The organism is Winslowiella iniecta (genome assembly GCF_001267535.1).
Lineage (GTDB): Bacteria > Pseudomonadota > Gammaproteobacteria > Enterobacterales > Enterobacteriaceae > Erwinia > Erwinia iniecta.
The window spans coordinates 68,683-78,046 of record NZ_JRXE01000016.1; the positions used below are offsets into that span (position 1 = coordinate 68,683).

Below are 9,364 nucleotides of genomic sequence, written 5' to 3' on the forward strand. Positions count from 1 at the left end.
GCGCCGGGCGTATGGCGTCCGGCAACAGCCTCGCTATGCCAAAAATCAGCTAAACACCTGGGAAGTATTAATTAAAACAGAGTCTTAAATATAATAACGCCCGACACCGAGGTTTTACTATGTCTACCACCCTATTGTTAACTATTGCTGCTGTCAGCGTTATTTTGTTGCTGATACTGGTCATAAAAGCCAAAGTCCATCCGTTCGTCGCTTTATTAATTTCCAGCCTGTTTGTGGCCGTCAGCACCGGTATTCCGGCGAAACATATCATGGAAGTGATTATGTCCGGCATGGGCGGTTTGCTGGGGCATATCTCGATTATTATTGTACTGGGCGCGATGTTAGGGGCGATTATTGAAGCCTCCGGTGGCGCAGACTCTCTGGCCGCGCGCTTTACCCACAGTATGGGGATTAAACGCTCGGTGGCGGCATTGACGCTGGTGGCGTTTATTCTCGGCCTGCCGGTGTTTTTTGAAGTCGGCTTTATTATTGTGGTGCCGCTGATTTACGGTTTTGCCAAAGTGGCGCGGGTATCACCGCTGAAATATGGTCTGCCGATGGCGGGTGTAATGTTACTGGTTCACGTGTCAATTCCGACGCACCCGGGCGCGGCAGCGGCGGCAGGATTACTGAAGGCGGATATTGGCTGGGTACTGATGCTGGGGATTGCCATCTCGATACCCGCGGCAATTTTCGGTTATTACGTCGCGAAGCTGATGAACCGTAAAAATTATCATCTGTCGGTTGAAGTGCTGGAACAGCTACAACTGGCAGATAAAGAGAAAAAGCCGCGTGCGGAGACGGCGCAGCCACCGGGAGCAATGCTGATTTCAACGCTGATTGTGATTCCGGTATTACTGATTATGCTTGGCACCTTACTGACGCCGTGGTTGCCCGACACCGGTGTGTTACACGGTGTCGTGGCGTTGATCAGCACACCCGCTATTGCGCTGCTGATTGCTCTGTTGCTGGCAGCATGGTTGATTGGTTTTCGCGGTGGGTGGGGCAAAGAGAAACTGGATACCATTATTACCAGCGCGATTCCCGGCGCGGCTGGGGTACTGCTGGTGGCGGGGGCGGGTGGCGCATTCGGCAAAGTGCTGGTCGAGTCAGGCGTCGGTAAGGCACTGGCGCTGCTGCTGGAGAGCATCCATCTGCCGATTATTCCGGCGGCGTTTGTGTTGTCGCTGGCGCTGCGTGCCTCGCAAGGCTCGGCGACGGTGGCTATCGTCACAACCTGCGGCCTGCTGAGCAGCGCGGTAGCGGAGTTGCAGGGGATGCAACTGGTGCTGGTGGCATTATCCGCCTGCTTTGGCGCGTTGGGCTTGTCGCATGTTAATGATGCCGGATTCTGGGTCGTCACGCGCTATCTGGGGTTGTCGGTTGCCGATGGTCTGCGCACCTGGACGGTTCTGACAACGGTAATGGGGCTGGCAGGATTCGCATTTGTCTGGCTTGGCTGGCTGATGCTGTAAAAAAAGAAAAGAGCGGCCCGCGCCTGGGCGGGTCAGACTTCGGCAGAGGGGGGGCGGCAGGTAAAAAATCGTCGGTTTCCGACAATACCTGAATCTTCTTCTATACTTAAGTCACTACGAAATGTGGTGTTTGTCTCTTTTACTGGCGAGGAAAATGGAATGAAAATTATTCTTTGGATTATCGCAATTATCTTTATCGTCGGCCTGCTGACGCTGACCGGCGTATTTAAACTGATTTTTTAATCCTGTCTGTCTGGCTGTCGCTGTATTCAGCGGCAGTCTGCTTTTTTAACCTGTTTTTCGCCTCCCGATCAGACATTTAATAATCGGGTCCATCGGCGTTAATGGCAGTAAGTCTTGCAGGGTTAGAGGTTTACTACAGTTCGCGCAAACTGCGCCATGATGCTCTGTAGGATTTTCTCCTTTAGAGGTATAGACAAATTTTTTGCTGCCGCACGAAGTACATCTCACTTTCATGACCATTTCACTCATCCTTGTCTGCTGAGATGAGATTTATCTTATCAAAAAAATATCAGAAATCGATAAATAAAGTTTATCTGAGTTGAATGTCGTCAAAAAATAGATATTTACCTGAATTCACGAACTATTTTTTTCATATGTAGGTTTATCTGATATTGGCAGTGATGCTGATGAGACACGTTTTCGCGGATTTTATGATTTTAATCAATAAAATCTTCACATTGATTCTTTTGCGAAATTTCTGATTAACGTCGCTATTTGGGGTGGGCAGACTATAATATCTGAATCAATCAGTTGCACACAGATGTAAAGAAATCATGCCGTTTAAAACCGATGAAAATTGGCGGATGTGCCAGGGTAAAGGAACCGCCCAGTCGTCAGATTTTAGCGCAGTTATTATCTTTTAATTGCTGAGGTATCAGAATATACACCTGCTGCGCCCTTGTCCCACAGGCTGATTTAAACAACGTTGAACTATGCGCTGTTAAAATTTATCTTCATACAAAGAATGGTAGTTACTGAAGTGAAAGCAATAAACCAATATCTCTTGCCAGTGGTTCTCACCAGTTGCCTGTTTTCTTCGATAGCATCGGCGGCTGGAATTAGCCAACAGAGTAAGATCTGGTGGCAAACCTTTTCCGGCAATGTCGAAAAAACCTGGACCTCACCCGACTCGGTGGATTTATATGTCCCGGCCATCACCTGGCACAACCGCTGGACATACGACAAAGAAAAAACCGATAAATACAATGAGCGTCCGTGGGGCGCCGGCGGTGGTATTTCGCGCTATGACGAGCACGGTAACTGGAACGGCATCTATCTGATGGCGTTTAAGGACTCGTTTAATAAATGGGAGCCGATTGGTGGCTACGGCTGGGAAAAAACCTGGCGACCATTTAGTGACCAGAATTTTCATCTGGGTGCCGGCTATACTGTCGGGGTCACAGCACGCGATAACTGGAGTTATATCCCGATTCCGGTACTGCTTCCTTTAGCATCAGTAGGTTACGGTCCGGCTACATTCCAAATGACTTATATTCCGGGCACTTACAATAACGGTAATGTTTACTTCGCCTGGGCGCGCATCTCTTTTTAGTTGTTTAATTGAGCGCCTGGTGCGGCAAACATGAAAAAAACTCGATATTTATCACTTTTTCGTCATGCCGGACTGGACAAAAGCGCTCGCAATTGCTGTACTAACACTCGACACAGTTTAGTGTCCATTTTTCATGTAAAGGTAATATTGATGTCTAAGATTAAAGGTAGCGTTAAGTGGTTTAATGAGTCCAAAGGATTCGGTTTCATTACTCCTGAAGATGGTAGCAAAGATGTATTCGTACACTTTTCCGCTATCCAGAGCAACGGTTTCAAAACCCTGGCTGAAGGTCAGCGTGTAGAGTTTGAAATCACTGACGGCGCTAAAGGCCCATCTGCTGCTAACGTTGCTGCAATTTAAGTTAGTTATCAGACAGAATTTTTAAAACCCGCCAATGGCGGGTTTTTTTTTACCTGACATTCTGACTATCGGTTCGTTACAGCAGTTCCCGGCTTGATCATCCCCGCTCAGACTGAGGACGTTTCAATGAATATTCGCCCGGCACAATTGCAGGACAGCTTCGCGCTCAGTGCGCTGCTGACAGAGTTAGGTTATGGCGGTACAGAAAATTTTATCAATCAACGTCTGGCGCAGTTAATCGCTGACCCCAATGAGCGCCTGCTAGTCGCGGAGCAGGGCCAGTCGGTGCTGGGCTTCCTGTCGTTGCATTTTATCCCTCAGCTGGCGCTGGCCGGTGATTTTGCCCGTATCAGCTACTTTTGCATCGCCGAGGGTGAGAGAAGTAAAGGGGCAGGGCAGCAGCTGTTACAGTATGCTGAGCAGCTGGCGCAGCAGCGCGGCTGCGATCGCGTTGAAGTGCACTGTAATGAGCACCGTATCAAAGCCAACGGTTTTTACGCCCGTGAAGGCTATCAGGAATCACCGCGCTACCATATTAAACCTCTCAACTGACGAACCCGCTGCCCCGGAGAATGATGATGAAAATAGCGATGGGACAGTTCGCGGTCGAACGTGACTGGCAGCATAATGCGGCAACCTGTATCAGACTGATGAGCGAGGCGGCGGCCGCTAACGCCCGACTGTTGGTGTTACCGGAAGCGGTACTGGCGCGGGATAACACCGATGCTGATTTTGTACTGAAAGCTGCTCAGACGCTGGACGGGCCGTTTGTCAGCCAACTGCTGGCCGCCAGCCGCAATAGCTGCCTGACCACCATCATGAGCGTGCCGGTGCCTACCGCCGAGGGTCGGGCGCTCAATGTGCTGATTGCCATTCACAATGGCGAAATTGTGGCGCGCTACGACAAACTCCATCTCTATGATGCTTTTGCGGTGCAAGAATCAAAAAATATCACTGCCGGTGAGCAGGTTCCTGCGCTGATTGAGATTGATGGAATGAAGGTGGGTTTGATGACCTGCTATGACGTGCGTTTTCCCGAGCTGGCGCGACGTCTGGCAGTGGATGGTGCCGATGTACTGGTGCTGCCGTCAGCGTGGCTCAGAGGGCCGCTGAAGGAGATGCACTGGGAGGTGCTGGTCACCGCCCGTGCGCTGGAAAATACCTGTTATCTGATTGCAGTAGGCGAGTGTGGTCCACGTAATATTGGTAACAGTCTGGTGGTGGATCCGCTGGGCGTGGCGATTGCAAAAGCCGCGGAAGCGCCAGCGCTGGTGTTTGCCGATCTCGATGTATCTCGTCTTGCTTACGCGCGCAGCGTGCTGCCGGTGCTGGAAAATCGACGTTTTGCCCGCCCGGAACTGAAATCATCCTGACGACCGTCGCCTTAGCGCTGCGACACAGGTCTTAATCTGTTACAGATTGCGATTGTATTACCCGTACAACTGCGCGTTAATAACGTTGACAGGTGTGTACTCTGGTAAAATGAGAAGGTGTTATGGAAGGTATCAGTATTGCCAAACTGCTGATTATTGGTGCGTTGATCGTACTGCTGTTCGGCACTAATAAGTTACGCTCGCTTGGTGGTGACCTTGGGTCTGCCATTAAAGGCTTTAAAAAAGCCATGAGCGACGACGATGCATCAGCGAAGAAAACCCCTGCTGAAGATGTTACAACCGATCGGGTGGTGCATAAAGACTGAATTTTTGTTACGAAAATGTAACTACAGATTACAGTTTTCAGGATGATGTGGTTTCCCCAGAGGCGGCGTTCTCGCCGCCTGTGCCGAAGGTAAACACCCCGCATGTCATCAGGACGGGAGCCGAAAACGGCTCCTCTACAGCATTCCAGACATTTCGGTGATTTTTCCTTAAACGATCAGTATCAGCCGAAAAAGGCTACCCTGGATATATTCCAGCATTGGCCCGCTGTTATTTCACTTCCAGACCTTTCGCCTGCATGTCGGCATGATAAGAAGAACGAACAAAAGGTCCGCAGGCCGCGTGGGTAAAGCCCATCGCCATGGCTTCTTCTTTCATTTCGTCGAACTCAGCCGGGCTGACGTAGCGCTGTACCGGTAAGTGGTGGCGGCTTGGCTGTAAGTACTGGCCGAGCGTCAGCATAGTGACGCCATGACGACGCAGATCGCGCATTACCTCAACGATTTCCGCGTTGGTTTCGCCGAGGCCGACCATCAGACCTGATTTGGTAGGAATCTCCGGGTGCGCTTCTTTAAAACGCTCCAGCAGCTTCAGAGACCATTCATAGTTGGCACCCGGACGGACCTGACGGTAAACACGCGGCACGTTTTCCAGGTTGTGGTTAAACACGTCTGGCGGCGTGGCATTCAGAATCTCCAGCGCGCGATCCATACGGCCACGGAAGTCCGGCACCAGCGTTTCAATTTTAATGGTCGGGCTCTTTTCGCGGATGGCCGTGATGCAGTCAGCGAAATGCTGGGCACCGCCGTCACGTAAATCATCGCGGTCAACCGAGGTGATAACGACATAGCGCAATGCCATATCGGCAATAGTTTGCGCCAGTTTGCCCGGTTCGTTGGCATCCGGGGTCATCGGGCGACCATGTGCCACATCGCAGAACGGGCAGCGGCGGGTACAGATGGCACCCAGAATCATAAAGGTCGCGGTGCCGTGGTTAAAACACTCTGCAAGGTTAGGGCAGGAGGCTTCTTCACAGACGGAATGCAGACCGTTTTTACGCATTGCGGCTTTGATGCCCTGAATACGTGTGGAGTCAGCAGGCAGTTTGATTTTCATCCACTCTGGCTTTCTTAAGATCTCCGGCCGTTCAGTCATCACGGTTTTTACCGGGATCAGTGCCATTTTGTCTGCGTCGCGATACTTAACGCCGCGTTCCATCTGAATAGGTTTACTCATAAGCTTGCAGGTTCCAATGTGGATTGCGTTCTGAAAGAGGCATAAAAACTCAGTGAGTCGGAATCAATTTTCAACTTTATTTGATAAAAGCGCAAAAATTATATCACCTCACCGCCTGACAATCAGCCCGGTAACAGGGGAAAACGTTGCAGAATTGTAAAGCAGCACGCACAGTCACAGATCACCACAGGTTCAGCTCTTGTGGATCGCGGTATTCTGACGCATTTATCGCCAGTAGCGTCATAAATTTGTCGATTAATACCGGCTGAACATCGGACAGAGTGACTTCGGGCTGAAAGGCGCTCAGCTGGGTCATCTCCAGGCCGGCATAGCCGCAGGGATTGATGCGCAGAAACGGTGCTAAATCCATATGAATATTCAGCGCCAGCCCATGAAACGAGCAGCCCTGACGTATGCGCAGGCCGAGAGAACAGATCTTTTTGCCGTCAACATAGACGCCGGGAGCATCCGGACGGGCATGCGCGCTGACGCCAAAATGTGCCAGCGTCTCCACCACCGTCTGCTCAATGGCAGTGACTAACTGGCGCACGCCAATTTTGCGACGTTTAAGATCGATCAGCACATACATCACCTGTTGGCCTGGACCGTGATAGGTCACCTGGCCGCCGCGGTCACTCTGCACCACCGGAATATTACCGGTCATCAGCAGATGTTCGGCTTTGCCCGCCTGACCCTGAGTGAAAACCGCGGGGTGCTCGACCAGCCAGATTTCATCGGCAGTAGAGGCAGTACGCTGATCGGTAAACTGATGCATGGCTTGCGAAACGGGTTCCCACTGACGCAGGCCCAGTTGGCGTATGATGAGGCTGTCCTGATACAAAACGAGTGTCCGGCAGGAAAAGGGAAGGGCAGTATAGCGTTGCTAAAGAGCGAGAGCTACTCGCCCTTTACCGGAAGGTGCGTTTACAGCACCATACGAACGATTTCGATTTTGCCTAATTCTTCATACAGCGTTTCGATCTGCTCGATATGGGTCGCGGTGATAGTGATCGACACCGAGTGGTAGTTACCTTTGCTGCTCGGTTTAACTTCCGGGGTGTAATCACCAGGTGCGTGACGCTGAACCACTTCGACTACTTGATCGACCAGTTCGTCCTGCGCCAGGCCCATGACTTTAAACGGGAAGCTGCAAGGAAATTCAAGTAGTTCTTTCAGGTTGGTTTTCATAAATGCTCCGGTGCTCAAAACGAAGACTCCCACAACAACGGGAGTTAACTGATAGTTATTATATGGGGTTTCTGGCGGTAATTATCAAGGCGGAAATGAAAAGTGCCATCAATCAGGGAAATTAACGCCCGTTGTGGCAAAGATTACGGGCGACGCGATCGCCGCCCGCAACGAAATGATTAGCCGAACCAGTGGTGGAACATCAGTTTGATGTAATCCACGATACGACCAAAGAAGTTACCTTCTTTTACTTCATTCAGAACCACCAGCGGACGCTGGTCGATGGTTTTACCATCCAGCTGGAAGTTGATGCTGCCAACCACCTGGTTTTTCTGCAGCGGTGCGTGCAGTTCAGTATTGGTCAGCACGTAGCTGGCTTTCAGATCTTTCATCCGGCCACGTGGAATGGTCAGGTAAGCATCTTTTTCCACGCCCAGTTGCACACGGTCGCTGTTACCAAACCACACTGGCTCAGAGGCAAACTCTTTACCTGCTTTCAGGGGAGCCACGGTCTCGAAGAAACGGAAGCCCCAGGTCAGCAGTTTCTTACTTTCAGTCTCACGACCTTTGTAAGTATGGCCGCCCATCACTGCTGAAATCAGACGCATCTGGCCTTCGGTCGCCGAGGCGACCAGGTTGTAACCTGCCGCGTTGGTATGACCGGTTTTAATACCGTCAACTTGCAGACTGGTGTCCCATAGCAGTCCGTTACGGTTCATCTGGCGGATATTGTTAAAGGTAAACTCTTTCTCTTTATAAACCGCGTACTCTTCCGGCACATCACGGATCAGCGCCTGGCCGATCAGCGCCATATCGCGCGGTGAGCTGTACTGACCTTCGGCATCCAGGCCGTGAACGGTCTGGAAGTGAGTGTTTTGCAGACCCAGCGCTTTAACGTAGTTGTTCATCAGACCAACAAACGCGTCCTGGCTGCCGGCGACATAATCGGCCATGGCGACACAGGCGTCGTTACCGGATTGCAGCACGATACCGCGCGTCAGCTGGGAAACCGGCACGCGGTCGCCAGGTTTCAGGAACATCAGGGAGGAGCCTTTAAACACCGGGTTACCGGTTGCCCAGGCGTCCTGGCCCACGGTGACCATATCATCCTGATGAATTTTTCCCGCTTTCACCGCCTGACCGATAACATAACTGGTCATCATTTTGGTCAGGCTTGCCGGGTCGCGGCGTGCATCGGCATTTTTTTCCGCCAGCACTTTTCCTGAGTTGTAGTCGATCAGGACATAGGCTTCAGCATCGATATCCGGCACGCCGGGAATCATGGTTTTCAGATTAACATCTTCGGCATGGGCGAAGGTGGTGATGCTGATCGCGATCAGTGAACCCACTGTCAGGCGTTTTAGAAAACGAGAAGGTGTCTGAGTGTTCATGTTTGGGACTACAACATCCGTGGAGTTAAGTTAAAAAAGTGACTCACTATAGCAAATGCTTATTTTGCAGGCATCCGACTTTCCGCCTCACTTGTTAACAGACGTTACACGTCTGGCATCGGTGAACAAGAAGCGGTTCGGCTACCTGCAAAGATCACATTCCGCCTGGTGCGACAGTAATAAAAGATTGCTGTTGTGCTTCGTTTGACAGACGTTGCTGCAGCGCCGCCGCCTGTTGACGATTGCTGAACGGCCCTAACTGTACGCGGTAAACGTTGCCGTTAGCCGCGACATTTCCCGGCACGCCAAATTGCTGGCTAAGGGATTGCATCCACTGGCGCGCACGGGTGCCGTCACTCAGTGCACCGACCTGTACCACATAACCACCGGTTGCGGCGGCGGAAGAGGCAGCGGCAGGGGCGGCAACGGCAGCCGCCGGAGCCGCAACCGCCACAGGCTCGCTGCCTTCCAGTACGCCGG

The 9,364-nt window shown here is 51.5% G+C and carries 13 protein-coding genes; 7 read left to right on the forward strand and 6 right to left on the reverse strand.

Translation table 11 applies throughout. The annotated features are described in order from the left end of the window. Window positions 1-119: 119 nt before the first annotated feature. Window positions 120-1,475, forward strand: a complete 1,356-nt coding sequence (locus NG42_RS12640; protein ID WP_052899796.1) for a GntP family transporter — start codon at window positions 120-122, stop codon at window positions 1,473-1,475. A gap of 159 nt (window positions 1,476-1,634) precedes the next feature. Then, a complete protein-coding gene (locus NG42_RS23980) occupies window positions 1,635-1,718 on the forward strand; it encodes a small membrane protein YohP (protein ID WP_019105993.1) in 84 nt (27 codons plus the stop codon). Window positions 1,719-1,763: 45 nt separating this feature from the next. Here the strand turns inward: NG42_RS23980 and NG42_RS23875 are convergent, their stop codons facing one another. Continuing rightward, entirely contained in the window at window positions 1,764-1,967 is a 204-nt protein-coding gene (locus NG42_RS23875; RefSeq protein ID WP_420911311.1) for an ECs_2282 family putative zinc-binding protein, read from the reverse strand. A 520-nt stretch (window positions 1,968-2,487) separates the two neighbouring features. Between NG42_RS23875 and pagP the strand changes: the two genes are divergently transcribed. The 5 genes from pagP (at window position 2,488) to tatE (ending at window position 5,110) form a co-directional block, all read left to right on the forward strand. Next, the gene (gene pagP / locus NG42_RS12645; RefSeq protein WP_053115817.1) at window positions 2,488-3,051 is read left to right on the forward strand and encodes a lipid IV(A) palmitoyltransferase PagP; all 564 of its coding nucleotides are present in this window, start codon (window positions 2,488-2,490) and stop codon (window positions 3,049-3,051) included. 150 nt (window positions 3,052-3,201) lie between these two features. Next, window positions 3,202-3,411: a transcription antiterminator/RNA stability regulator CspE gene (gene cspE, locus NG42_RS12650; RefSeq protein WP_017799283.1), complete on the forward strand. Its 210-nt coding sequence runs from the start codon at window positions 3,202-3,204 to the stop codon at window positions 3,409-3,411. Window positions 3,412-3,537: 126 nt separating this feature from the next. Next, window positions 3,538-3,963 (forward strand): GNAT family N-acetyltransferase, encoded by a 426-nt coding sequence (locus NG42_RS12655; protein ID WP_052899797.1) that lies wholly within the window; start codon window positions 3,538-3,540, stop codon window positions 3,961-3,963. 26 nt (window positions 3,964-3,989) lie between these two features. Beyond that, entirely contained in the window at window positions 3,990-4,784 is a 795-nt protein-coding gene (locus tag NG42_RS12660) for a deaminated glutathione amidase (protein WP_052899798.1), read from the forward strand. Window positions 4,785-4,906: 122 nt separating this feature from the next. Further along, window positions 4,907-5,110: a twin-arginine translocase subunit TatE gene (gene tatE, locus NG42_RS12665; protein ID WP_052899799.1), complete on the forward strand. Its 204-nt coding sequence runs from the start codon at window positions 4,907-4,909 to the stop codon at window positions 5,108-5,110. Window positions 5,111-5,339: 229 nt separating this feature from the next. Here tatE and lipA read toward each other — a convergent pair whose 3' ends face one another. The 5 genes from lipA to NG42_RS23545 form a co-directional block, all read right to left on the reverse strand. Then, window positions 5,340-6,305: a lipoyl synthase gene (gene lipA, locus NG42_RS12670; RefSeq protein ID WP_052899800.1), complete on the reverse strand. Its 966-nt coding sequence runs from the start codon at window positions 6,303-6,305 to the stop codon at window positions 5,340-5,342. Between the two features lie 181 nt (window positions 6,306-6,486). Beyond that, a complete protein-coding gene (gene lipB, locus NG42_RS12675; RefSeq protein WP_052899801.1) occupies window positions 6,487-7,146 on the reverse strand; it encodes a lipoyl(octanoyl) transferase LipB in 660 nt (219 codons plus the stop codon). A gap of 83 nt (window positions 7,147-7,229) precedes the next feature. Then, window positions 7,230-7,493 (reverse strand): DUF493 family protein YbeD, encoded by a 264-nt coding sequence (gene ybeD, locus NG42_RS12680; RefSeq protein ID WP_052899802.1) that lies wholly within the window; start codon window positions 7,491-7,493, stop codon window positions 7,230-7,232. A 179-nt stretch (window positions 7,494-7,672) separates the two neighbouring features. Next, a complete protein-coding gene (gene dacA / locus NG42_RS12685) occupies window positions 7,673-8,884 on the reverse strand; it encodes a D-alanyl-D-alanine carboxypeptidase DacA (RefSeq protein WP_052899803.1) in 1,212 nt (403 codons plus the stop codon). A 154-nt stretch (window positions 8,885-9,038) separates the two neighbouring features. Then, window positions 9,039-9,364: SPOR domain-containing protein (locus NG42_RS23545; protein WP_052899860.1), on the reverse strand; the 326-nt coding region annotated here is incomplete at its 5' end.

Coding starts and splice junctions, on each gene's coding strand:
- NG42_RS12640 (WP_052899796.1), top strand. CDS start 120: ATGTCTACCACCCTATTGTTAACTATTGCTGCTGTCAGCGTTATTTTG.
- NG42_RS23980 (WP_019105993.1), top strand. CDS start 1,635: ATGAAAATTATTCTTTGGATTATCGCAATTATCTTTATCGTCGGCCTG.
- NG42_RS23875 (WP_420911311.1), bottom strand. CDS start 1,967: ATGAGTGAAATGGTCATGAAAGTGAGATGTACTTCGTGCGGCAGCAAA.
- cspE (WP_017799283.1), top strand. CDS start 3,202: ATGTCTAAGATTAAAGGTAGCGTTAAGTGGTTTAATGAGTCCAAAGGA.
- NG42_RS12655 (WP_052899797.1), top strand. CDS start 3,538: ATGAATATTCGCCCGGCACAATTGCAGGACAGCTTCGCGCTCAGTGCG.
- NG42_RS12660 (WP_052899798.1), top strand. CDS start 3,990: ATGAAAATAGCGATGGGACAGTTCGCGGTCGAACGTGACTGGCAGCAT.
- tatE (WP_052899799.1), top strand. CDS start 4,907: ATGGAAGGTATCAGTATTGCCAAACTGCTGATTATTGGTGCGTTGATC.
- lipA (WP_052899800.1), bottom strand. CDS start 6,305: ATGAGTAAACCTATTCAGATGGAACGCGGCGTTAAGTATCGCGACGCA.
- ybeD (WP_052899802.1), bottom strand. CDS start 7,493: ATGAAAACCAACCTGAAAGAACTACTTGAATTTCCTTGCAGCTTCCCG.
- dacA (WP_052899803.1), bottom strand. CDS start 8,884: ATGAACACTCAGACACCTTCTCGTTTTCTAAAACGCCTGACAGTGGGT.